Source organism: Agrilactobacillus yilanensis (genome assembly GCF_003946725.1).
Taxonomy (GTDB): Bacteria; Bacillota; Bacilli; order Lactobacillales; family Lactobacillaceae; genus Agrilactobacillus; species Agrilactobacillus yilanensis.
The window spans coordinates 50,440-74,513 of sequence record NZ_RHOY01000002.1 but is presented as its reverse complement, the minus strand read 5'-3'; the positions used below and the strand labels follow the sequence as shown (position 1 = coordinate 74,513).

Sequence of the window (24,074 nt, the reverse complement as noted above, 5' to 3'; positions counted from 1 at the left end):
TCGAATTTTAATCTGTTAGGCAGGCGTTCATATAAAATTTTACACAAATCGTAAAATACTGCCGTCATAAAAAATAAGGCCTGGAAGAATTAAAAAATATAAAATTCCAAATAAGAAACATTATATATATTTAAGAAATAGCAGTATACTTATATTACTAAGAACTGGAGGTTAATAATTATGACAAAATTCGATGAACCCTTGACATTAAAATCAGGTGTTACTCTTAAAAATCGGTTGATGCTAAGCCCGATGACGACGAAGCAAAGTTTTTTTGATGGGACGGTCACTCAAGATGAGATTGCCTATTATCAACAACGGGCTCAAGGTCTAGGCGCCGTTTTGACGGGTGCGGCTAATGTACAGCCGATCGGACAAGGCTGGCCAGGAGAATTGGGTGTTTTTTCAGACGATTTTATTCCAAGACTTCATGAATTGGCTACTGCAATTCAAAGCCAAGGGGCTAAAGCAATCGTGCAGATCGTTCATACCGGTCGGCGGGCAGATCTGACAACATTAAAGGGCTTACAGCCAGTGGGGCCTAGTGAGATTGCCGAACCACAAGCTGGGGCTACTGTGCCAAGAGCATTAAGTGCCACCGAAATTGAAACTTTAATCGCAGATTTTGGCGCCGCTACCAGACGGGTGATTGCAGCGGGGTTTGATGGGGTAGAAATTCATGGGGGCAATGGCATTTTACAGCAATTCTTTTCACCCCAATCCAATCAACGAACAGATGACTGGGGCGGCAGCCGTGAGAAACGCTACCATTTTATTGATGAAGTGGTAAAAACCGTTTTTGCCACCGTAAAAAAATATGCGCAAAAGCCATTTTCTGTCGGTTATCGGTTTGTGCCCGAGGAACTCTGGACACCAGGTTTACGGTTAACGGATACCCAGTATTTATTGACACAATTGGGCAAAACACCATTAGATTATGTACAAATTTCAGAAATGTCTTATCAACGGGTGGCTCAAGCAGAAAGCACTGATTTTCAAGACAAATCAATTCTAGCTTATCTTCATGAAACCTTGGCGGGTGAACTGCCGTTAGTGGGGGTAGGCGGTGTCCGGACCCGTGCAGACGTGGCGGCTGTTTTGGAAAATGCGGAATTGGTAGCCGTGGGACAGCAGTTAATGGTTGATCCAACTTGGGCTGTCAAATTGGCTCAGCATCAAGATGCGCAAATGGTCCAAACGCCATTTAAAGATGCGATTGAACAGGTATCGTTATCAACACCACTCTATAATTATATGGCAAAAGGGTTTTATTCAAAATAACGCATTTGAAAAAGTTTTTAAATACTCCTAGACACAAATGGTATAATTACTAATAAAGGTCCACCTGTACTTCTGCACCATTAAAGCTACCTGTTGACCTTCAATGCAACTAAGAAAGAGGGCGTCTTCTAATGCAGGAGCATGAGAACTTATTAGTTTTTAAACCAGAAATTGCCCGGAAAAAACCGGAGAATATTATTCATAAGGACACCAGCTGTCCATTTTGTGATGTGGCTTCATTGACCAATATTTTGGAACAGTCTGGTGATATTATTTGGTTAATGAATAAGTATCAGATGCTAGAAGATACTTGGCAGACGGTGATTATTGAATCTGCCAAACATGACGGTGATTTTTCTAATTATACAGAAAATGAGAATCGCGAAATTATCCAATTCGCTGTAAAAGCTTGGCAACAAGTGTTAGCGACACATAAATATGAAAGTGTTGTTCTTTATAAGAACTATGGCCCGTTATCCGGTGGCAGTTTATCCCATCCGCATATGCAAATTGTCGGCTTTAAACATATGGATGTTTATGAAGAAGTAAGCACAGCTAATATTGAAGCTGGATTGACAATTTGGTCGGCGGACGGTGCAAAATTAAATGTGTCAGAAAAACCAATTATGGGGCCAATTGAGTTGAATGTGACTCTGGAGCGCCCGGAAGCCATCCCTGTTTTTGCCGATTTAATTCAGAAATCTGTACAGTATGTCTTGGAGGATTGTTTTGACGGCAGATGTGATTCTTACAATCTATTCTTTTACTTTAATCAAGCCCAGCAAATTGTAGCAAAAATCATGCCTCGGTTTATTGTGTCACCTTATTTCGTAGGCTATAAACTTTCCGGCATTAGTGATGATAATGAATTTGTGACGATTAAAAAAGATATTTTAGCAAGACTGCAAAAATAAATAACCCAGTGATCAAAGTTGATGGTAACACGCAACTTTAGTCACTGGGTTTTTCTTTAGAATAAGTTGATTTCTAACGGACGATGAGTATTTGGGCTTTAGCATGCCGGGTAACATATTCAGAGACAGAGCCTAAAAAGAGTTTCTCAGTGGTTGTCCGACCGGTGGCGCCCAAAACAATCAAATCGATATTTAATTCTTCAGGCAGTTTTTTTGAAATGATATCTCGGGGGCTACCTTCAGCTTGAATGGCTTCAATATTTGCAAAGCCATCTGCCTTAGCTTGATCAACTAACTGGGCTAAATTTGCCTTTGCTTCATTGATCATATCTCGTAAGATAACGCCCCCTGTCTCTGAGCGGGAAGTGAAGTAGGGGGGAATAACAACTTGCACCACGTATAATTTAGCTTTGTAAGTTTGGGCCAAGGCCATTGCCTGATCAAAAGCTGCTTGGGCTTGCGCTGAGCCATCGGTGGCTACTAAAATATTTTGATAATTTTGAACCATAAAAATCTCTCCTTAAGCTTTCGTTGAAGCAATGTATTTTTCCTGCAGCAATTTGGTTTTAGGCCCTAATTTACCAGTACCAACTGGCTTGCCATCAACACTAACAATTGGTACAACTTCCCAAATAGAATTGGATACAAAGATTTCATCGGCTGCTTGTAATTTTTCCACGGGGACAGGTGTCTCTGAAACTTTTAATCCAGCCATCCGAATTAAATCAAGCAGATGTAATTTAGTGATACCTGGTAGCACTAAATTACCATCTGGATGAGTGTAAAAAGTATCTCCAAAAACAAACCATAAATTAGAGGCTGAAGCTTCGGTAAAGAAGCCATCCCGAACTAATAGGGCATCTTGGTAACCTTGTTCTTCAGCAGCATTCAAGGACAAAACATTGCCTAACAAGCTTAGAGATTTAATATCGCAGTGTAACCACCGTTGATCCGGAACGACGCACCCGGTTAAACCTGTTTTCTGCATGGCTAATGGTCGATCATATTCAAATAAATTCGCGGTCAAAACGGCTTTTGTTTCAGTAGACTTAGGAATACTGTGGTCTCTAGGGCCAGTCATACCTCTAGTGACTTGCAAATAAGCACCGCCTTCAGTAAGTTGTTCGGCAGCGATTAATTGATATAAATTTGCTTTTAGTGCGAGTTTTGTAAACGGTAGAATTAATTTTATTTTCTTTGCAGAACGTTCCAAACGGGCATAGTGCTCATCAAACATAAAGGGTTCACCATTATAAATTCTTAAAGCCTCATAAATCCCGTCGCCAAACTGATAACCTCGATCTTCAATGTCAATTCGGACATCTTCGCGATCGACAATCTGATTGCCCCATAAAACTTTCATTATAATCACCCAACCTTGTTATTATTGTTGTTAAACTAACAATATCAAACCGCTTATTATAAAACAATTAGAATTTATTTTTTTAAATCATTTTTCCGGTCTTTTTCCCGTTGTCGGAATAATTCGACTAATTGATTAATATCTTTAGGCTTTGTTTTTGTATCATTTAACCGTAGCGTTGGAAAACTCTTTAGTAGTCGGCGTTGCACAAAGTTAATCTTTGGTAAAGCCCGATCGCTTTCTTGGTCCTCTCTAAATGATCTTAACCAGGCAATGGAATCTTCCAATTGGGCATTGGCTGAAGCCAAGTCTGTACGTAATTTTTCTTTGCGCTCATCAATATTTTTACCGATTTTTTCAGTAGCCTGCCGAAATGCGGTTAAGTTGGCTAAGGTGAAGCCTAAGTCAAACATGATTACAGCGATAAAGAATATAGAGGCAAATAAGCCATAACGGATGGAAATATGACTGACCCAAGCGCTGACCAGTGGATGAATAAGTTTAACAATGGCTACCACGCCAATACCCCAAAATAATGAAACCGGAATTGCAACGCGACCGTTAATATTCAAGGGGACTTTGCTATAATCCCACCAACGGGCATGAAATAATTTCTCCATACCCCAACTGGTAATAAATTCAATAACGGTTATTACAATAACCCCAGTCAAATATAATTCCCAAATATTTTGTTCAAATGGCTGTACAATCGCTAATACAGCCGTAATACTAAAACCATAAACTGGAATAAATGGCCCGATCAAAAACCCCGAATTAATCCAATGCTTTTGCTTAACCGAAACATAGCAACTTTCCCAAATCCAACCAATAAAGGCATAGGCAAAGAAGAAAAGGACCCAGTTGCTAAAAGCTTGCTCCGCTTGCAGCAGTATTTGTGCATGACTTGTCATAAAAATTCCCCCAGAACAATAGTTAATTCAAATTATAGCCCATTGCACCGTTGACTAAAAATAATTTGACGACAGCCACCAAAATTGGCGTAAATTCATTTTTTAAGTGCCCTTTTATTTACTTCATAGAGATTAGATTATGTTAACTAAAATTAGAGATAACATAAATTTTATCTTAATTATAGAGGTAGTTTCTTAAAATAATTAAATTTTCATAGAGGCTAAATAAATTTACATAACTAAAGTACCCATCAGCTGATTTTTAAAGTTCTATTCAAATTAAAGGAATATAAGGTTGATTTATGATCATAAAATAATTTCAATCTCCTTTGTGCCCAATTATGCCCCATAAAGTTAAAAAAGCACTCCTTGGAATTTGAAGCGCAGGAAACTGCCCTTTTTTTCTAGATCTATTTTGGGCAAAGCGGTTATTTGCGGTAGATTTTATATAATACTCGCTTTTGACCAAAAGCATGTATCAAAAAAGGCTTTAAATCAGCGTTCTCTAAAAATAGCATGAAAAAATACACGGTATAAGTCGACTATGTCTCAACCGTGTATTTCAATTATAAGTGCTTATTCAAAATTAATTTAGGTATCCGTTTTTATAGATCTTGTTTATTTTGATTTAAGCGAAGGCCATCAAATTGGAGAACGAGGCTATGATTAATGATGCTTAAATCTATGCCATTTATTTTTATCAAAACCACCATCTCTCTTGACTGAGCTTAAAAGCAAGCGTTGCCCCGTCACCTGAACTTTCAGTGGCAGCATCACCTAGCTGACGTATTTTTAAATCATTTGTGTTTCGAAGTTGCGCTACAAGTTCTTTTGTTGAGAAGTCCTTATTAAAATCGGGAAAGGTCATTACGATATACTTATTGGCTTTCCGTAAAAATCAATTTGTGACAGGAGAATCGATTATTGGGAGAAACTAAATTAAAAAAACTAGGTCAAAAATTGATCTAGTTTTTTATACTATTAAACAAATATATCCATAACCATAATCATTGCTAAACCTACAACAGATAGGACTGTAGACATCAATGTCCAAGTGAGAAAGGTTTCTTTCATATCAAAATCAAAGTACTCTTTAATGATCCAGAAACTAGCATCATTGACATGGGAACAAATGGCACTGCCTGCCCCTGTGGCCAAAGTAACTAAGGCTAAGTTAACACCTGGTGTAGCTGCTAATAATGGAATTACTAAACCAGCTGTTGAAATAGCAGCGACTGTCGCTGATCCTAAAGCAATTCTTAAAATAGCAGCAATAATCCAAGCTAATAAAATTGGAGAAATTGATACACCGGTGAATAGTGTGGCAATATATTTCCCGACACCTCCGTCAATTAAAACTTGCTTAAATGCACCACCGCCACCAATAATTAATAGCATCATCCCAATCGCAGAAGCAGCATTTGCACAAGAAGATCCGATTTTTTTGAACGAAATTTTTCGCCGAATACCCATTGTATAAACTGCAAATAATAGAGATAGTAACATCGCTACATCGGCATTACCTAAAAATTCTATAACCTGATAGATAAAGTTCTTATGAAACCCTGTTATTTCTTGAATCATAGAGACGATTGTTGAAGACATCAAGATGATAACCGGTAACATGGCGGTTAAGATGCTAATACCAAATTTAGGCGTCTGATCCAACGGTATTTCCGAAACATCCCCGATCATTGCCATATTACCATCTTTAGCAAATGCACTAGGGACAATCTTTCGATCTATTTTTGTAAAGAAAATCCCTGAAATAATGACAGTTGGAATGGCAGCAATAATACCATAAGTTAAAACAAGACCTAAACTAGCATGGTAACTGGCCGCAATAACAGTTGGACCCGGATGTGGCGGTAAAAATGCATGCGTTACGAGTAAGGCAGCTAACATAGGTATACCTAGATTGATCGGTTTGATATCTAGTTCCTTAGCAATTGAAAAAATAATTGGCAGTAGTAAGACTAGCCCCACTTCGAAAAACATAGCAATACCAACAATAAAGGAAGCAATAATTACGGCCCATTGGATATGTTTTTTGCCAAATTTATCAATCAGTGTCATTGCAATTCTTTGTGCACCACCAGCATCTGCTAATAGCCGTCCTAACATAGCCCCAAGTCCAAAAATAACAGCAATATGTCCTAAGGTGCTGCCCATACCGGTTTCGATGGTACTAACAATAGATTTTAATGGAATGCCTAACGTTAAAGCGATTACAAAAGAAACAATCAATAAGGAAACAAATGTGTTTAATTTGAAGTAAGAAATTAAAAAAATTAGTAATATGACACCTAATAACACCATAAACAAAGGCATAACAATATTCCTCCTCTAAATAATTGCAAAAAGAAAGAGTACGCCCTTAAACAATCAAGTTTTTTGATAATCAAAGATAGTACTCTATAGAATAATTATTAGTTACTTATTTTATCGTCTTGTTTTTTATTAAGCACAGCTTTGCCGGCGTTAATTGTGTCAATAATTTTGTCGACATTGTAAACACTGCCCGACCAGGTGCCACCGCCAATAGATTGTAACGCTGCCCATAGACGGGTATCATCTGGAAGATCTGAGTCAGGTTTTACTGCTGAATTAGTCTCGCGATTTGCTAAAATTTGCGCACCCTGATCATAGGAAACAGATTGGTCTTTAGTACCAATAAAATTAATTGAACCTTTTAAATTAACGGTATCTACAATTAATTCAATAATATCGCCTTCACGCAGCTTGCCAATTGGCCCGCCAGATAGCGCTTCAGGACCAATATGTCCAAAACAAGCACCTGTTGAAACACCTGAGAATCTAGCATCGGTCACTAACGCAACATGTTTGCCAAATGACAGTTGCTTCAGAGCGGAAGTGATTTGATACGTTTCTTCCATCCCTGTTCCTTGAGGTCCGCCGCCCATAACGACCATAATATCACCTTTTTGAATACTGCCTTTATCCTTTAAAGCATGAATTGCAGCTTTTTCGGATGTGAAAATTTTGGCTGGACCAGTATGTCGATAAACACCGTCTTCATCTATCACACTTTTATCAATGGCCGTTGATTTAATTACAGAGCCTTCAGGTGCAATGTTACCCATAGGAAAAGTCACTGTAGAGGTTAATCCACGATGTTTGGCTTTATCAGGTGCCATAATCACATCATCTGGAGAAACACCGTCAATTTTTTCCAGACGTTTACGACAGGCTAAGCGACGTTCAGAGTTTTCCCACCAATCTAAATTTTCACCTAAAGTTTGCCCGGTTACTGTCATAACATCTTCATGTAGCAAGCCTAATTTTCTAAGATGCAGCATCACTTCGGGTACCCCGCCAGCAAGATAAGCGTAAACTGTTGGATAATAGACAGGGCCATTTGGTAAAACACTGACCAATCGTGGTACTGCTTGATTAATACGTGCCCAATCTTCAACTGTGGGTACTTTACAGCCTGCTTGATAGGCGATTGCTGGAATATGTAAGAGTAAGTTTGTTGAACCACCAAATGCTGAGTGGATCATCATTGCATTTTCAATAGCTTTGTCTGTAATAATATCTTTAGTTGTTAAGCCACTATGAATCATTTCAGTCATGGCCGTTGCGGAATCAGTAGCAACTTGTTGCCAAATTGGTTGGCCCGATGGCGCTAAAGCTGAATGTGGTAAAGCAATGCCTAATCCTTCAAAAACAACTTGACCAGTTCCTGCAGTGCCTAAAAATTGACAGCCGCCGCCTGCAGAAGCACAGGCCTCACAGCCCAAACGAAGTGCTTCATCATAATCTAATTCATTATTGGCAACACGGACACCGATTGTTTGAACCTTTCCGGCATCTTCGCCTTTGTTAGGCATTAACGTTGAACCACCTGGTACTAAAATCGTTGGCAAATCATGCATGCTTGCTAGAGCCATGACCATTGCCGGTAATCCTTTATCACAAGCAGCTACACCAACAACCCCTTTTCTAGTAGGTAATGATCTAATCAAACGACGAAAAACAGTTGCAGCATCATTACGGTAAGGCAGTGAATCAAACATTCCTATTGTCCCCTGCGTCCGACCATCACACGGATCTGTAACATACGCCGCATAGGGCAAACCGCCATTTTTCGTTAATTCATCGGCAACAGCTTTAATTTGTAAACCTAATTCATAATGCCCAGTGTGCAACCCCATTGCGATCGGTTGGCCATTTTCACCACGCATGCCGCCCATTGTACTTAAAATCATCACATCATCGTCATTTAAATGTGTTGGTGCCCAGCCCATGCCAGCATTTAAAGTCATACCAAAAACGTTACCACTAGGTGCTTTAATCAGTTCTTCTTTAGTTAATGGTAGTTTACCTTGAGGGCCATCAGCGTGTGTTTCAATTGTTTCGTAAATAGATTTGTCATCGTTACCAAAAATTGATTTTAAGCTCATGATTTTTATCTCCTTTTAATTAGGTATAACTTCAGCAACATCTGCAGATTCAATAATTGTGGCAATTTGTTCAATTTGTACTTGTGTAGCTTGTAGTAGTGGAGATTTACAATAACTTTGCATTTCGACGCCTTGCATAATCATCGCTTCTTTAATAATTGGGATGAAACACTCGCTGACGTCATAGATCGACATTAATTTGTCAATCTTAGACTGAATTTTTTTAATACCTATTAAATTATTATTTTCAGTTTCATTAATTAGTTGGGCAAATAATTCTGGAAAGATATTAGATAATGCACCAATTGCCCCCTCACCTCCAGAAAGAATATTACGTGTAAAGTTCTCATCAAATCCTGAAAAAATCTCAAAATTTGAATAAGTACCTTTAACAGCTGTCAGTAATTTTCGAGTGTGTGCCATATCAGATACCGTATCTTTGTAACCTACAATATTGGGATGCGCCGCGATCAATTTGAGCGTTAATTCTGGAGTGAGATCATAACCGGTTCGGTCAGGAAAATTATAAAGATAGATATTGCAGCTAACTGTATCCGCAATTTCACCAAAAAATCTTTCTAGGCTTACTTCTGGAACAGGAAAATAATAAGGACTCATTAAAATAAGATTTTCTGCGCCTTTTTTTTCAGCATAGCGCGATAATTCAAGCGTGTCTTCGAGAGTAATACAACCAGTGCCTAAAAGGACTTTAATCCGTGGTTGGGCATATGAAATCGCCAGATCTACAAGTTGTTTCCTCTCGGTCATGGATAAAGCATAGAATTCTCCAGCACTACCCATAATTAGTAGGCCATTAACACCGCCATTAATTAAGTAATCATAAATATTCTTATTAGCCTGTAGGTCTAAATGACCTTCAGCATCTAACGCGGTCACAACGGGCGTTAAGTAGTTTGTTTGCATCAGTGGACACTTCCTTTAAAGTTAAGATGAGAAATTAGAAAGACTAATAAATAGTTTCCAATTAGGACACCATGTTTATTATTAAAATTAACAACCAAATAGTATCATATTTGTAAGAGTTGTCAACAATATTTATTATTTATTTCAATAAATGCCTATTCTACAGTGTTTTATGTTAATTAATATTAAAAATAACCCGTGACTTTCTTAATAATTAGTCATATAATGTTTCCTATAAAGACACTATATATATATTTTAAGAAACTAAAAAGGATGTCCTTAATTTGGAAAATAAAAGTATCTATGGCGGTGTACTATTAAAGGCAAAAAATATTATGGATTTCATAATGACCTGTGAAACACCACCTATATTGACAGAAATTAGCCGAAATACCGCAATGAACAAGTCAACTGTTCTAAAAATATTACATACACTTGAACTATGCGGTTATGTTCGTTGTACAGGTCCTGAAAAAAGATACTCTCTTGGTACCGTTTTTTTAGGCTACTCCCAATCGGTTCTTTCGACCTTCAATATTAAGTCGCTAGCAGAACCTTATTTAACAACTTTACGCGATAACACGAACGAGACAATCAATCTGGGTATTTTGCAAAATCAATCTGCTGTTTTACTTTCAAAATTAGAGAGTCCTAGTGCCATTAAATTATATTCAGATATTGGTAAAGGCTTGCGATTGTACACTTCGGCAATTGGTAAATCACTATTGTCGACCTTTAATCAGGATGAATTTGAGAATTACTTAAATACCACTGAGCTGGAGCAAATTACACCAAATACAATTACCAATAAAGCTGAGCTTATTCAAGATATTGAAGTAGCTCGTAAACGAGGCTATGCCATTGAAAATTGCGAAAATCAACCAGATGTAATTTGTGTTGGCTTTCCAATTGTCAGAAGCGGTCGAACTTATGGGGCATTTAGCATTAGTGCACCTAAGTACCGTGTCAAAACAACCGATCTGGAGAATTTTATCAAGTACGGTAAAATTGCCCAATCAAAGATCATTGCCGCACTGTAAAAATATAGGCCCGCCTCTCATTCTTGTGGACTAGGCCGAACCATGCTATCATAAATATATTCTAATAGACGTACACTAGGGGTGTTCTCCAAGAACTGAGATGTATCTTTGATGCGATCCCTTCGAACCTGTAAGTTCATACTTGCGTAGGAAAGTGTCCGAATCAAAAAGACTGCTATTCCTATTTTTAAGGTCCAGCAGTCTTTTTATGTACGTTTGAAAGTAGGGTTATTATGGATCTATCATTATTGACAGAATTACAAGCTACCCAACCCGTTGTGGTAAACTATGCCAATTTTGTAACACCTAATTTTGTGGCTAATGGCCTAAACGCATTGGGTGCTTCACCAATCATGACGCAAGAAGCCACTGAAACCGAGGATTTATTGCGTATTGCTTCAGCTTTAGTGATCAATCTGGGCACAATTAATCAGCAACATGAACCATTAGTCTGGGCGTTATGCCAAAGTGCTGCCAAGGCAAATAAACCAATTATTCTAGATCCTGTCGCCGCTGGGGCTACAGCCTATCGGTTAATGACGGCACTACGCCTTTTAAAAGAATTTCCAATTGCCATTATTCGTGGTAATAGCGGTGAAATTGCTGCACTGGCCGGTGTAGACTGGCAGGCTAAGGGGATTGATGCCGGTGAAGGTGCAGGTGACTTAGCAAATATTGCTAAAACTTGTGCTCAAAAATATCATTGCACCGTAGTTTTAAGCGGAGAAACCGATTACATCGCCACCGAAGATAACGTGACGTTAGTCTTAAACAATACCACCCTGTTGCCAGCAGTTGTGGGCTCTGGAGATTTATTATCCAGCATTATCGGCGCTTTTTCTGGAATTACAGATAACTATGATGAAGCGGCTCAGATCGGCTGCGGCGTCCTTGCCTGTGCTGGAGAAATTACATCTGAAAACGTTGGGGATAACGCAACTGGCACGTTTAGTATTCGTTTGTTAGATACTTTAAGTCGGTTGACCCCTGATAAAATTAAAAAAATTCTAAAAACGAGGTAATACTATGACAAAACAATTCCCCCAGGCACTTTCAATTGCTGGATCCGATAGCGGTGGCGGTGCTGGTATGCAGGCAGATTTAAAAACTATTCAACAACGGCATGTTTTTGCGGCAACTGTTTTAGTAGCAATTACGGCTCAAAATACACTGGGCGTTCAGCAGGCGTTGCCTTTATCCGCTGCAATGATTGATGCCCAATTCGCCTCAGTTGCGGCGGACCTAGAGATTAAGGCCTGCAAAACCGGGATGTTAGCAGATGTTGATCAAGTTACTGCTGTTGTCCGTAATTTAAAAAAGTATGACTTAGGCCCGCTTACTGTTGATCCGGTAATGATTGCTAAAGGCGGTGCACCACTGCTTAGCGAGGCTGCAGTGGCCACCGTGCGTGACTTGTTGTTACCTCTAGCTACATTAGCAACCCCTAATTTACCAGAGGCTGAAAAATTAACAGGTGCAACGATTCATACAGAAGCCGACATGGCTCAAGCTGCCAAGGCGTTACAACAAATTGGTGTTAAAAATGTCATCATTAAAGGTGGTCATTTTAATGACAATGCTGAAAGTAATGATTTTGTATTACTGGAAGACGGCTCTAATTTTTGGCTGACGTCCCCAAGAATTGACACGATCAATACCCATGGCACTGGTGATACGTTGTCTGCTTGTATTACGGCTGAGTTGGCAAAAGGCACGCCAATGGCTGAGGCCATTCGGATTGGCAAAGCTTTTGTGGAAGCTGCAATTCAAGATGGTATTGTGGTTGGGCATGGACATGGTCCGTTGAATCATTGGGCTTACGAGGCACGCCATCATGAATTTTAAAACCCGTGATTTACAAGCATATGCCATTGCTGGTACTCAAGATTTACCCGATCAGCAATTATTGCCTTTCTTAAAAAAGGCCTTAGAAGCTGGCATTACCACGTTTCAACTACGGGAAAAAGGCCCTGCTGCGGTGAATGATCGCCAAACATTGGTGACACTGGCTAAAGCTTGCCGCCAGCTGACCGCACAATACCAAGTCCCTTTTATTATTGACGACGATGTGGCCTTAGCGTTAGAAGTTGGTGCAGATGGGGTTCATGTGGGCCAAAAGGATCAACCGATTGAAACAGTTTTGAAACAAGCGCATCAGCGGCTCATTGTGGGCTATTCTTGTGAAACTAGCGGGCAGGTCAATCATGCTAATCAACTCACCGGGATCGATTATTTAGGCTGTGGTGCCGTTTTTCCCACGGTTTCTAAGGCGGACGCTGAAAATATCGGGTTAACCCAACTAAGACAATTGACTACCCTTAGTACCTATCCAGTTGTCGCGATTGGCGGGATTACATTAGAAAATACCGCACAGGTTTTAAAGGCGGGTGCTGCAGGAATTTCTGGGATTACCTTATTTACACAAAGCCCGGATTTAACCCAAACGCTAACGCAACTCTTAGCCCATTATCAACGGGAGGTTTGATTTTTGAAAAAAACCAGTCAATTTTTACTTTGGTTAGGGGCGGCAATTTCAATTACTGAGATTGTCACCGGAGCGATGATTGCACCTTTAGGCCTGGGGCAAGGCTTATTTGCAATTATTTTAGGCCATCTTATCGGTTGCTTTTTATTCTTATTACCGGCTGGGTATATTGCAGCTAGACAGCAAAAAACCGCTATTGAATCAACAGTGGGGACTTTTGGCAACGGCGGTGTGAAATTATTCTCACTGCTTAACGGCTTGCAGCTTATCGGTTGGACAGCGGTAATGCTTGTTAATGCGGCATTAGCCATGTCCGGCTTGAGCCAGCGCCTATTCCATATCAAAAATATGCCTTTAATGGCTGCGATTGTGGCCGGTTTAATTATTATTTGGCTGCTGGTAAAACCTACAACCTTTGCAAAACTTAACAATACAATTGTGCTCGCTTTGATCGTGGGCGTTATTTTGATGATTGTGGTCATGTTCCAGACTAAGACCATCACCGGGACAACCCCTTTAGGCAAAATGAGCTTTGGGACAGCGGTAGAATTAAATGTGACGATGGCCCTTTCTTGGCTACCCTTAATTGGGGATTATACCGCCAAAACAAAGAAGCCCTTTAAGTGGGCGATGCTCAGTGCAGGCGGGTACTTCATTGGTAGTTTAGTGATGTTTACAATTGGGCTGTTAAGCGTTCTTGTTACGGGGTACAGTGATTTTAACACTTGGCTGGCACAATCCAGTTTAGGCTTGATCGCCTTATTAATTATCGTTTTTTCAACCGTCACCACCACTTATTTAGATGCGTATTCAGCGGCCATCAATTTTAAAAATATTTGGCCAGTGAAACACGTGAAATATTTGGCGATTCTAATTACGATGATCGGTTTCGTGATTGCGATTGTCTTAGCCATGTCGGTTTATGAAAACTTCTTGTATTTCATCGGTTCTGTCTTTACACCGTTATATACCATCGTTTTTGTGACATATTGGTCTAAAAATACGAATACCCCTAAAGTTGTCAATTTTGCCCTTTGGCTTCTAGGTATTTTAGGCTATTATCAACTGCAAAAAATTGATTTTCCTGGCGGGACGACTTTATTGTTGGCACTACTATTAGGTGGTATAACCCTCCTGCTACAATTTATCAGCAAACGCGTTATGACATTATCTGAAAAATGAATTTAATTAAACAAGTTAGGTCAATAACGGCCTAACTTTTTATTTTTTATCCTCAGTCAACCGGGTCATCAATGCGATGTCATTTAAGATATCTTGCAAGGAAATCTTAGCCATTTTAGCCTCCGCAGCAGCTTGAACCTCGCTATAGTAATGATTCAAAATTTTAGGGACGGCATAGCCCACTGGACATTTTTGTGAGGTATTTTGATCCACATTCAAAAGCGGCGGGATGTCTCCTAAGCTATTATAAATATCACGAAGCGTTATCTCAGAAGGCGCTCGGGTTAAGGCCAGTTTTGTCGGCCCTTGCTTAGGGATCAACAATTGACTGCGCTTTAAATTCGCCATAATTTTACGAATTAAACTGGGAGAAGTTTCCAAGCTGCTTGCAATTTCTTGACTCGTTATCTTTTTACCTTGAAAGTAGGCAATATAAGCCAATACGTGAATTGTGTCGCTGAATTGTGTATTCGCCATAAGTTACCTCCTAATTTGTTTTTGTACTTTATTCTATAACAATTTTGTAAAAAAAGACAGTCTAAATTATTGACAAATAGTTTTCTCTCAATCTACAAGTATTGCATCAAAGTAAGAATTCATTCTATAAAAATTTGATGATTCTATTGACAATTAAAATAAATCGGTGTAAGTTTAATTTGTACTTAAAAGTAATACAAATTTAGGAGGTTTTTTTATGACAGCAATTACAGTTTTTGGTAAAGGCAATATGGGCCAAGCGATTGGCGATCTATTTGTTCAGGGCGGTAATCGAGTAACTTATATTCAGCATGATGATCCAGTGATAGATTTAGGGACCATCATTATTTTGGCTGTTCCTTATAATGCAGCCTTGGCCATTGCTAAAGCTAACCAAGCTGCTTTTGCCGACAAGATTGTTGTCGATATTTCTAATCCTTTAGATTTTGAAACTTGGGATAGCCTCGTTGTACCAGCAGATAGTTCTGCAGCCGCAGAAGTTGCGAAGTTATTACCAGACTCAAAAGTTATTAAAGCATTTAATACAACCTTTGCAGCAACATTAAAAAGTCATCAAGTCAGTGATCAGGCCCAGACAACGGTTTTAGCCGCCGGGGATGACGACGCTGCTAAACAGACTTTTATCGCTGCTTTGGCCAATAGCGGCGTGGCGGTGATTGATGCCGGTGCTTTAAAACGCGCCCGCGAATTAGAAAGTTTTGGCTTCTTACAAATGACTTTAGCTGCAAAAGAAAAAATAGGTTGGACTGGCGGTTTCGCCGTCTTAAAATAAATAATTAAAAAATCCAGTTAGACGATGTTGTCATCGTTTAACTGGATTTTTTTACCCAATAATTTTTTGCTTAGTTTCAGGTCCGAACAGGCCCACCACAATCGCTGCAATTAACGTCAAAATAGCAATGAAATAAAAGATCAAGTTTGCGGAAAAATTAGAAATTGCCCAAGCCGCCAAATAAGGGGTTAAAACAGTTAGTAATTTGGCAACCCCATTGGCAATACCGGCGCCTCTAAAGCGAAAACTTGTAGTGAAGAGTTCAGAAATATAGACCCCTACTGCAGAACCCATCAAAACGTAAAACATCATTGTGAGCAAGAAACCGACAATTAAGACACCTGCATTCGTCGTTTGTTGTGCATAAATTAGCCCTAAGATTGCAGCCATGATAAACGCAGGCACAATGATTTTTTTGCGACCGAGATGATCAATGAGTAAAGCCCCAATTAAAGCCCCTACTGGTGCCCCAATCATCATAATCGTTGAAAAACTCAAAGAATGGACGACGTTAATCCCTTTTTTGACTAATAAAGTAGGTACCCAGGAAGTGAATGTATATTGGGCAAGCATGATCGCCGATACCGTGACAATTGCCACAAATAGCCCCCGACTTTTACGTTCAGTAACCACATTTTGACCATCGGCTTGAGTTAGCTCAAAGTCTGCCGCATCATAGGATCCATTGGCCTCAAGTTCTGTAATAATTTTTTCAGCTTCAGTAAAACGTTTTTGGGTGATTAACCAACGGGGAGATTCTGGGAAATGCCGGCGCAAGACCCAAAGCAATAAGGCCAAGGCACCAATTAAAAAGAACATCGACCGCCAGCCTAAGTTAGGAATCATCAATGTTGCGGCTAATAGCGCTAATGGTGCCCCCATATTGGCGATAACCGCACAAGCCCCGCACCAACGCCCCCGAGTTTTAACAGGAGCAAATTCATTAACTAATGCATAGCCGGTAACGATTTCTGCACCTAAACCACAAGCCGCAATAAAGCGCGTAATAATTAATAATGGCATTGTCGGCATAAAGCCACCGATTAAGGTAAATAATCCAAATAATAGCAAGTTAATCTGATAAGCTTTTTTACGGCCATAAAAATCACCGATAATCCCGGCAGCGATGGAACCCACGAACAGACCTAAAAAACCTGCAGATAAAAACATCGAACTTTGCAGCATCGTGGCGAACTTAGTACTCAATAAATCCGTATTTACTGCACTGGCCATGTAAACATCCCCAGCATCTAAAATCATCCCTCCGGCAATCAAACCAAAGACTTTGTAAAACAACGGGGTTTCTTTAGCGCTATCCAAACGATTTTGCAATTTAAAACTACTTTCCATAGTCACACACTCCTATTTTAATCATAATCACATTTTTTAATTTAAATTATTTTTATTTATGCATGCCCCCTTTTTTAAACAAAAAAACGCCCTTCGACATAATTGTCAAAGGACGTTAAATAATTAGCGTGGTACCACCTTAATTTACTGAAAAAATTCAGCCTCAACCGCGTCAAACAACACGTGCCGATATAGTGGTCGGTCCCAGCAGCTTCCACTGCAAAACTCTAGAATTTACTTCAGCACCCATATTTTGTCTTGTTCCACCCTTCCAAGACTCGCTGGAAAAATACAGTCACTTACTCTTTCTATCAACGTTTTATAATTAATATTTAATATATTTATAATAATACTGCAATTTTTATAAAAGTCAAGCTGCTTATTCATCAATTTGGTTTAACCAAATTAAAAAACCGCTGTATTGATCAAAAGACCAATTCAACGGCTTTCCGCATATCTAAAAATCATTTATTTTTAGGATCAATGGCAATTGTTTCTTGATAACTTTGTAAAACTTGTAAAAAAGCAGCATATTCTTGTGCAAATTCAAAGTGAATCTGAATATCGCCTTGATTTGGTCCAGCAAAATTAATTTCAAAAAAGGAGGTTTCTTTAAAAGATTGCTGACCGACAGGGGCAAAATAATGATCGTTAACTTCATCTTTATAAACTTTTTGGATCACAATATAGATCAACGTCAAAAACTGTTTGAACTGGCGCCGATCTGTATCAGTATCCGCTACCGCATCATGAATGGTAATCAAGTTTTGGTCCGGGTCGGTCTCAAGCTTTTGTCGCTGTACATTTATTTTCATATTCGTTATATAAGCTGGTAAAAGTCCAAAAGGATTCTTATCGGGACTCTGAAGATGCTCGACGCGCTTGACGGAAATTTCTTTAACTTTGAGTTTACTACGTTTTTTCTTAGCCACTAGTGACGTCCTCTCATATCTATGACACAATAGTCATTTTTTAAGCTTTAGCAAGGTTTTGATGGCCCATTAAAACCGGCTTTGAATTTTGCCACAATATCTGCGCCTTTGGCAACCATCACGGCGCTATCTAATAAACCTGAATCATCCCGTAAAACGATTTGATAATTCAAGTAATCTAATTTTAAGCCCGGGCCTAAAAAAGTCAGATCATAATCTGAAGTTTTTAAATCTATTCCGGCATCATTCGCTAAAGGCACATTATATTCTGGATCCGGCTGTGCTAATTCAATTAATGCAAAGTTTGAACCAATACTGCAAGCCCCACCAGACTGGGAATAGCGGCCACCAGCATCTTCTGTAATTAGTAGTAAATGCTTATCTTGAAGCTGTTTATCAGTTAATTGCTGCAACATAGCAGCTGTAATTATAATTTTTGACATAATCTTCACCTCAAAGCTATTATAATAGTTTTGTATTGGTTTGGCGATTGTGGTTGATAGATATTTCGAATGCGTTAATATAAATAATTTTATATCCGCGCACACAGCTAAACTTCATCTTGTATTCTTACCCTAAACTCCCGTATAATAGGGTCATCCTATAATACACGGTATTTTTTAAAACGTGTATTAATTACTGAAAGGAAGTTACCCCATGTCTCAACCGCATAATACCAACAAAGGTGAACGTCTTAATGTACAGCCCATTCGAAAAAAATCAGATATTGAAATTGCCCGCTTTTTATTATCTAAAAACAAACATGGCCAGCGGGATGTCTTACTTTTTTTGATGGGGATCAATACCGGTCTGCGGGCTAGTGATTTGGTGGTCCGCACAGTAGGTGAATTCCGTAACACAAAACATCCCGTTATCGTGGAACAAAAAACCCATAAAAAAAGGACACTCAACGTTAGTAATTTGAGTGACCTGATTGATGATTTTATCAAAGATAAACAAGATAATGACTATTTGTTTCAAAGCAATAAATTTAAAAACTATCATATTAAAGTAAATGGTGTTTACCAAATTATGCAAAAATTAGGGCGTCAAATGGACCGAGATGACTTTGGCACCCACACGATGCGTAAGACATTTGGGTACCATTATTATCGTCAAACCCATGATATTGCAACTTTAATGACAATTTTTAACCATAGTTCTCAACAAATCACCAAGCGTTACATTGGGATTACCGAAGATGAAATCAATGAATCTTTGGATAAATTTAAATTAGGTCTTTAGTCAATACCGTAATGATTAATTAACCGATCATACTCTGACTTAGTGATCGTTAAAACAGAGCCATGTCGGGCATCAGCTGGTAAACGATACTGATCTGTGGCCAATTTTTGGAAGTTCCCATGGTCAATATCCGTTGTCATTACGGGTTCATAACCCCCCGCATTATAGTGGTCTAACAGTAAAATCCATTTATTTTGACCATATAATTGATAAGCAATTGGGCCTTCCACACCGGTTAAATTATTTAACAACGGACTGGTAATTGCTTTACCTTCTGACGTTGTTAAATCAGCTACCCGTTCTTCATAGACTTGGCTGGTCGCTTCATTTTTTGTAAACCGTAAATAATGATCGCCATTTTTGATTAATGTGGTATCTAGTCGACTTGTATCCCCAGCTACATAAGTTTGCGGTACAGAATACGTTTGAAAATCATTCGTATTGGCCGTTTGAACAATGAACTTCGTATCTGTCGGCTGTGTCCAATACATCTTATAGCCGTTGATCGCTGCATCATACACCGCTTCTGGTGCCCAAATCCGAGTAGTATCTGTATCGGTTACGGCCACTCTTTGATCAGTCCAATTCAATAAATCTGAACTATGATAGACAAACATTGAATATGGCGTTGGGAAAACTTTTGTCCCCACCGAAGATGCTAAAATATAAAAGCCTTGATTATCCGCTTGCCGTACTATAAACGGATCTCTCAAAACGTTCTCACTTTTAATCGCTGGCTGCCCGTGATTTAATTCCTGATAATGCAAACCATCATCACTAACCGCAAAATAAACTTTTTGATCGTTAGGCGTATAACTTGGTGATTTAAAATAAACTAATAAATAGTGATCGGTCACTTCGTCAGCCGCGTTAACGGTATGTGCTTTTATTAAAGTTGTACTAAATAAGATGCCAGCAGCTAAAGCCACCAGCCAAAACCAGTGTTGCCATTTTTGATGCATGATAATCCCTCCCGATAGATACTTACAGTCTATTCTAAGCTTTTTATCATGGACACACCAGTTTTTATTATAAAAATGATGACATCAATTAACTAAACTAATTTCTCATCAAAAATTCTCGTTGCAATTGATTGGCATCGGCTACAAATTTTTGCTCGTCCAAATGGGTTAATTCGCCGTGTTCCACGACCACATCCCCGTCAACAATGGTATAATCTACCGCACTTAAATACCCTACCGTCCCTAAAACAGCCTTAGGATCCTGCAGGGTGCCTACTAAGCCGATTTGCCGTGTATCGATCATAAATAGATCCCCGGCTTTACCAACTTCTAAAGCACCAATATCGTCTCTACCCAATAGTTTAGCACTACCATTCGTTGCCATTTTCAAGAAATCATAGCCCGTTGGCGCCGCATTACTGGCATTCAAACGCTGTAATAAAAAGCCAACTCGCAAGTCTTCCAGCAGATTAGAGGCATCGTTACTGGCACTGCCATCTACCCCAAGGCCTACAGGTACCCCTAGTTTTAACATTTCTGGAATTTGACAAATCCCTGAGGCTAATTTCATATTTGAAATCGGGCAATGCGCCACCCCAGTCTGTGTTTCAGCTAAAAAGGCCAACTCTTCTTGGTTAAAATGAATCCCGTGGGCATACCACACATCTTTACCTGTCCAGCCTAAAGAATCCATGTAAGCTAACGGCCGCATACCAAAGTTTTCTAAAACAAAATTTTCTTCATCTTTAGTTTCTGCCAAGTGTGTGTGTAGCCGGACGCCCAACTGACGGGCTAATTTAGCAGTTTCTCGCATCAAATCGCTAGTGACACTAAATGGCGAACAAGGGGCCAGTACAATTTGATGTTTTGAAAATGGTTTTGGATCATGGAATTTTTCCACAATGCGCTGGGAATCTTCTAAAATAGCATCCACTTCTTGGACGACGCTGTCTGGTGGCAGACCGCCGTCTTTTTTACTGAGACTCATGCTCCCTCTAGAAGCATGCAAACGAATGCCTAAATCATCCGCCCCTTTGAACTGCGCTTCTAACAGACCCGTTTCCGCCCCTTTAGGGAAAACATAGTGATGATCAAACGCTGTTGTACAGCCACTTTTTAGTAGTTCGCCTAGACCGGTTACGGTACTGTAATAGACGACTTTTTGATCCAAATTTTTCCAAATTTCATATAACGTATTTAACCAGTCAAATAATTCCATATTCTGGACTTCCGGCAAGTTTCGGGTGAACGTTTGATAAAGATGATGGTGGGTATTCACCAGTCCGGGATAAACCAAATGATGACTGGCATCAATCGTCTTATCGGCTGGTTTTTCATCCGAGCCGATGTATTGAATGACCCCGTCTTGAATCCATAAGTTCACATCTTTTAAAACACGATCTTGGGTATCACAAGTTACAATTGTTTGGGCATTTTTGATCAATAAGGTTGTCATAGTAGTGCCTCCCAGCAAGTTTTTAGTCTGCGCTAAGCTATAAAAAAACTGCCGGACAAATTGAAAAGCTACTCGATTAAGAGTAACTCATAGTCAACTTGTTCGGCAGTTGGTAGAAACGTCTATCCATATCATAGGCTTATATGAGTATAATTTATGTATTAATTACAAGCATCATAACCAATTCACTTAGGCTTTGTCAATCAAATTTTAATTTTTAGCAATTTGACGAAAATCTGAAAGATCCGTAAAATCGTTTGTTGTAAGCGCTTCACAAGTGCTTAACTTTATAATTCGAGGTTTGTAAAATGACAGTTTTCCAAAAATCAAATCATGGCGTTGTCGAACTTACGCCGGCGGGCTTGGCCGAAATTAAAAAATATCCAGGTAATGTTTATAGCGACCAAACCCAACCCTATGCTTTTGAGCAGCGAACTTGGAACACCTATGCCTTTGCGTCACTTTGGGTAGGGATTATTATCTCCATTCCAGTCTACATGTTGGCCAGCGGGCTATTATCCAACGGTATGAACTGGTGGCAAGCGTTATTCACCGTTGTTTTAGGTCATACCATCGTTATGGTCCCAGCAGTTTTATTAGGCCACTTTGGGACAAAGTATGGCACCAACTTTCCGTTATTGTCTAAATTTGCTTTCGGACCTAAAGGCAATGTATTTCCTACCCTCGTTCGAGGTATTTTAGGCTGTTTTTGGTTTGGTATTCAGTGCTGGATTGGAGGCACCGCGGTTAATTCAATCTTATCCGTTTTAATTCCCGGCTTTGCCGACCTTAGTGTCAACGTGTATCTTTCTTTTGGCTTATTTTTAATTTTAAACATCATCATTGGTCTTAAAGGCTCTGGATTCATCAAGTTTATTGAAAATTATTTAGCCGTCGTCCTAATCGCCTTATGCTTTATTGTAATTTTTTGGGGCAGTGCTAAAGCAAATGGCTTCTTTAACGTGTTTAAAAATCCGGTGGCGCAAGGTAATGGCGGTAATTTCTGGCATGCTTTTTGGCCAGCACTAACCTCCATGATCGCCTTTGACAGTACGATTGCTTTAAACATGTCTGATTTCACCCGGCATGCAAAATCTCAAAAAGATCAAATTATCGGCCAACTTGTTGGTTCGCCATTCACCACTTTATTTATCGTTTTAGTAAGTATTTTCGGCTCCGTTGGCTCTCAAATTGCTTTTGGGACAGCCATTTGGGAACCAGCTACTTTGGTCAGCAAATTTGATAACCCAGTGGTTGTTATCATTTTTTCATTGGTCATTTTGATGGCTGTTTTAACAACCAATGTAGCCGGTAATCTAATTCCCGCTGGGATTGTTTTTTCTTCGCTTTGGGGTAAAATCGTAAAATATAAATATGCGATCTTGGCGGTTGGTTTAATTGGGGTCGTGACGCGGCCTTGGGCAATTATCAAAAATCCTGACAGTTATTACAATTTTATTAATACGGTCGCCACTGTCTTAGGGCCAATGACCGGTATTTATATGGTGATGTACGCTCGAACTTTAAAACAACCGATTAATCTGGTTGATTTGTATCGTAAAGATGGCGGTCAGTACTATTACACCAATGGCTGGAACGTCAGTGGGGTTGTTGTTTTAATTTTGACCACAATTTTTGTCTTGATTGGTAAATTTGTGCCAAGCTTGCATGCTATTTATGATAGTTCTTATATTCTCGGCGTGCTCTTATCCGCCATTCTTTATTACGTGATTAGTAAATTTCAAAAACCTATTGATGCTGAAGCGCTGGATTAAGTCCTGCTTCCCCCCGATTTATTTAAAAATGGAATAAAATGTAAATTTTTGAATGTTTTAAACGAGTGCTTATTAATTTAAATAGCAATTAAAATTGTTTTGAAATCTCTAATAAACCTTTAAATGGCAATTCATTATTCTTTAGTGTTAGGTTATTTAATAATTTATATATTTTTGAACTAAGTATAAATTCTATAGTCTTTAATATATATCAAGTACACTACTAAAAAAAATTATTTTTCCAAACAAAATTTAATTGTAATTCCGAGTTTCATGGTATATCATGATAGTAGTTATTATCTTCACAATAATATAATAAAAATGTACAAACGGGGTGATGATTTATATGTATCTTTGCGGTTATCTAAATCAGTAAACAGCGCGCTATCAAGCCCATGACTATTTAGATAATTGATTGATTAAGACTCTTGGATCCACCCAGTGTTTTTCACTAAACACTGAGCAAAGTTGCTTGACAACAAGAAGTTAATACATAAGAAAATTTAATCACATTGATCTGCAATCATGTATAAAATACTTGTGTATCTAATCTTGGC

General features: G+C 39.0%; 22 protein-coding genes, 2 riboswitches and 1 other annotated feature. Of the genes, 10 read left to right on the top strand and 12 right to left on the bottom strand.

Annotated elements, in window-relative coordinates:
- Nucleotides 1-180 precede the first annotated feature (180 nt).
- Nucleotides 181-1,281, top strand: coding sequence for an NADH-dependent flavin oxidoreductase (locus EKM93_RS01815; RefSeq protein WP_125712480.1), 1,101 nt, complete (start codon nucleotides 181-183; stop codon nucleotides 1,279-1,281).
- 131 nt (nucleotides 1,282-1,412) lie between these two features.
- Nucleotides 1,413-2,195 (top strand): DUF4931 domain-containing protein, encoded by a 783-nt coding sequence (locus EKM93_RS01810; RefSeq protein ID WP_125712478.1) that lies wholly within the window; start codon nucleotides 1,413-1,415, stop codon nucleotides 2,193-2,195.
- A 73-nt stretch (nucleotides 2,196-2,268) separates the two neighbouring features.
- On the opposite strand, the gene EKM93_RS01805 is transcribed toward EKM93_RS01810, so the two are convergent.
- The 6 genes from EKM93_RS01805 to EKM93_RS01780 all read right to left on the bottom strand — a co-directional run bounded on the left by EKM93_RS01805 (nucleotide 2,269) and on the right by EKM93_RS01780 (nucleotide 9,820).
- Complete coding sequence (locus EKM93_RS01805) at nucleotides 2,269-2,703, bottom strand: universal stress protein (RefSeq protein WP_125712476.1); 435 nt, start codon at nucleotides 2,701-2,703, stop codon at nucleotides 2,269-2,271.
- 12 nt (nucleotides 2,704-2,715) lie between these two features.
- Nucleotides 2,716-3,558 carry a D-amino-acid transaminase gene (gene dat, locus EKM93_RS01800; RefSeq protein WP_125712474.1) on the bottom strand — a complete coding sequence of 281 codons (843 nt, stop codon included), beginning with the start codon at nucleotides 3,556-3,558 and terminating at the stop codon, nucleotides 2,716-2,718.
- A gap of 74 nt (nucleotides 3,559-3,632) precedes the next feature.
- The gene (locus EKM93_RS01795) at nucleotides 3,633-4,469 is read right to left on the bottom strand and encodes a putative ABC transporter permease (protein WP_125712472.1); all 837 of its coding nucleotides are present in this window, start codon (nucleotides 4,467-4,469) and stop codon (nucleotides 3,633-3,635) included.
- A 981-nt stretch (nucleotides 4,470-5,450) separates the two neighbouring features.
- Nucleotides 5,451-6,800, bottom strand: coding sequence for a gluconate:H+ symporter (locus EKM93_RS01790; RefSeq protein ID WP_125712470.1), 1,350 nt, complete (start codon nucleotides 6,798-6,800; stop codon nucleotides 5,451-5,453).
- A 98-nt stretch (nucleotides 6,801-6,898) separates the two neighbouring features.
- A complete protein-coding gene (locus EKM93_RS01785) occupies nucleotides 6,899-8,896 on the bottom strand; it encodes a YjhG/YagF family D-xylonate dehydratase (protein WP_125712468.1) in 1,998 nt (665 codons plus the stop codon).
- 15 nt (nucleotides 8,897-8,911) lie between these two features.
- The gene (locus EKM93_RS01780; RefSeq protein ID WP_225423602.1) at nucleotides 8,912-9,820 is read right to left on the bottom strand and encodes a dihydrodipicolinate synthase family protein; all 909 of its coding nucleotides are present in this window, start codon (nucleotides 9,818-9,820) and stop codon (nucleotides 8,912-8,914) included.
- 284 nt (nucleotides 9,821-10,104) lie between these two features.
- Between EKM93_RS01780 and EKM93_RS01775 the strand changes: the two genes are divergently transcribed.
- From EKM93_RS01775 to cytX, 5 genes are all read left to right on the top strand, one after another.
- Nucleotides 10,105-10,860, top strand: a complete 756-nt coding sequence (locus EKM93_RS01775; RefSeq protein WP_125712464.1) for an IclR family transcriptional regulator — start codon at nucleotides 10,105-10,107, stop codon at nucleotides 10,858-10,860.
- Nucleotides 10,861-10,927: 67 nt separating this feature from the next.
- Nucleotides 10,928-11,030, top strand: a riboswitch (TPP riboswitch).
- A 63-nt stretch (nucleotides 11,031-11,093) separates the two neighbouring features.
- Nucleotides 11,094-11,882, top strand: a complete 789-nt coding sequence (gene thiM / locus EKM93_RS01770) for a hydroxyethylthiazole kinase (protein WP_125712462.1) — start codon at nucleotides 11,094-11,096, stop codon at nucleotides 11,880-11,882.
- A 4-nt stretch (nucleotides 11,883-11,886) separates the two neighbouring features.
- Nucleotides 11,887-12,705 (top strand): bifunctional hydroxymethylpyrimidine kinase/phosphomethylpyrimidine kinase, encoded by an 819-nt coding sequence (thiD, locus tag EKM93_RS01765; RefSeq protein WP_125712460.1) that lies wholly within the window; start codon nucleotides 11,887-11,889, stop codon nucleotides 12,703-12,705.
- Nucleotides 12,695-13,345, top strand: a complete 651-nt coding sequence (gene thiE / locus EKM93_RS01760) for a thiamine phosphate synthase (RefSeq protein WP_125712458.1) — start codon at nucleotides 12,695-12,697, stop codon at nucleotides 13,343-13,345. The genes thiD and thiE overlap by 11 nt, the downstream gene beginning before the upstream one ends.
- A 3-nt stretch (nucleotides 13,346-13,348) precedes the next feature.
- On the top strand, nucleotides 13,349-14,527 hold the full coding sequence (cytX, locus tag EKM93_RS01755; RefSeq protein WP_125712456.1) for a putative hydroxymethylpyrimidine transporter CytX: 1,179 nt from the start codon (nucleotides 13,349-13,351) through the stop codon (nucleotides 14,525-14,527).
- A 39-nt stretch (nucleotides 14,528-14,566) separates the two neighbouring features.
- Here the strand turns inward: cytX and EKM93_RS01750 are convergent, their stop codons facing one another.
- Nucleotides 14,567-15,004, bottom strand: a complete 438-nt coding sequence (locus EKM93_RS01750) for an Rrf2 family transcriptional regulator (protein WP_125712454.1) — start codon at nucleotides 15,002-15,004, stop codon at nucleotides 14,567-14,569.
- Between the two features lie 217 nt (nucleotides 15,005-15,221).
- Here EKM93_RS01750 and EKM93_RS01745 point away from each other — a divergent pair, with 217 nt between their 5' ends.
- Entirely contained in the window at nucleotides 15,222-15,797 is a 576-nt protein-coding gene (locus EKM93_RS01745; RefSeq protein ID WP_125712452.1) for an NADPH-dependent F420 reductase, read from the top strand.
- Nucleotides 15,798-15,848: 51 nt separating this feature from the next.
- Here the strand turns inward: EKM93_RS01745 and EKM93_RS01740 are convergent, their stop codons facing one another.
- The 3 genes from EKM93_RS01740 to EKM93_RS01730 all read right to left on the bottom strand — a co-directional run bounded on the left by EKM93_RS01740 (nucleotide 15,849) and on the right by EKM93_RS01730 (nucleotide 18,522).
- A complete protein-coding gene (locus tag EKM93_RS01740) occupies nucleotides 15,849-17,147 on the bottom strand; it encodes an MFS transporter (protein ID WP_125712450.1) in 1,299 nt (432 codons plus the stop codon).
- A gap of 105 nt (nucleotides 17,148-17,252) precedes the next feature.
- Nucleotides 17,253-17,471, bottom strand: a binding site (T-box leader).
- Between the two features lie 140 nt (nucleotides 17,472-17,611).
- Complete coding sequence (locus EKM93_RS01735; RefSeq protein WP_125712448.1) at nucleotides 17,612-18,079, bottom strand: hypothetical protein; 468 nt, start codon at nucleotides 18,077-18,079, stop codon at nucleotides 17,612-17,614.
- 47 nt (nucleotides 18,080-18,126) lie between these two features.
- Complete coding sequence (locus tag EKM93_RS01730) at nucleotides 18,127-18,522, bottom strand: iron-sulfur cluster biosynthesis family protein (RefSeq protein ID WP_125712446.1); 396 nt, start codon at nucleotides 18,520-18,522, stop codon at nucleotides 18,127-18,129.
- 214 nt (nucleotides 18,523-18,736) lie between these two features.
- On the opposite strand from EKM93_RS01730, the gene EKM93_RS01725 reads away from it, so the two are divergent.
- Nucleotides 18,737-19,324, top strand: coding sequence for a tyrosine-type recombinase/integrase (locus EKM93_RS01725; RefSeq protein WP_125712444.1), 588 nt, complete (start codon nucleotides 18,737-18,739; stop codon nucleotides 19,322-19,324).
- Here EKM93_RS01725 and EKM93_RS01720 read toward each other — a convergent pair.
- Nucleotides 19,321-20,286 (bottom strand): glycoside hydrolase family 43 protein, encoded by a 966-nt coding sequence (locus EKM93_RS01720; RefSeq protein ID WP_125712442.1) that lies wholly within the window; start codon nucleotides 20,284-20,286, stop codon nucleotides 19,321-19,323. The two genes, EKM93_RS01725 and EKM93_RS01720, sit on opposite strands and share 4 nt — an antisense overlap.
- Nucleotides 20,287-20,383: 97 nt before the next feature.
- A complete protein-coding gene (locus tag EKM93_RS01715) occupies nucleotides 20,384-21,742 on the bottom strand; it encodes an 8-oxoguanine deaminase (protein ID WP_125712440.1) in 1,359 nt (452 codons plus the stop codon).
- Nucleotides 21,743-21,812: 70 nt separating this feature from the next.
- Nucleotides 21,813-21,909, bottom strand: a riboswitch (purine riboswitch).
- A 141-nt stretch (nucleotides 21,910-22,050) separates the two neighbouring features.
- On the opposite strand from EKM93_RS01715, the gene EKM93_RS01710 reads away from it, so the two are divergent.
- Nucleotides 22,051-23,517 carry an NCS1 family nucleobase:cation symporter-1 gene (locus EKM93_RS01710; protein WP_125712438.1) on the top strand — a complete coding sequence of 489 codons (1,467 nt, stop codon included), beginning with the start codon at nucleotides 22,051-22,053 and terminating at the stop codon, nucleotides 23,515-23,517.
- Nucleotides 23,518-24,074: the final 557 nt, after the last annotated feature.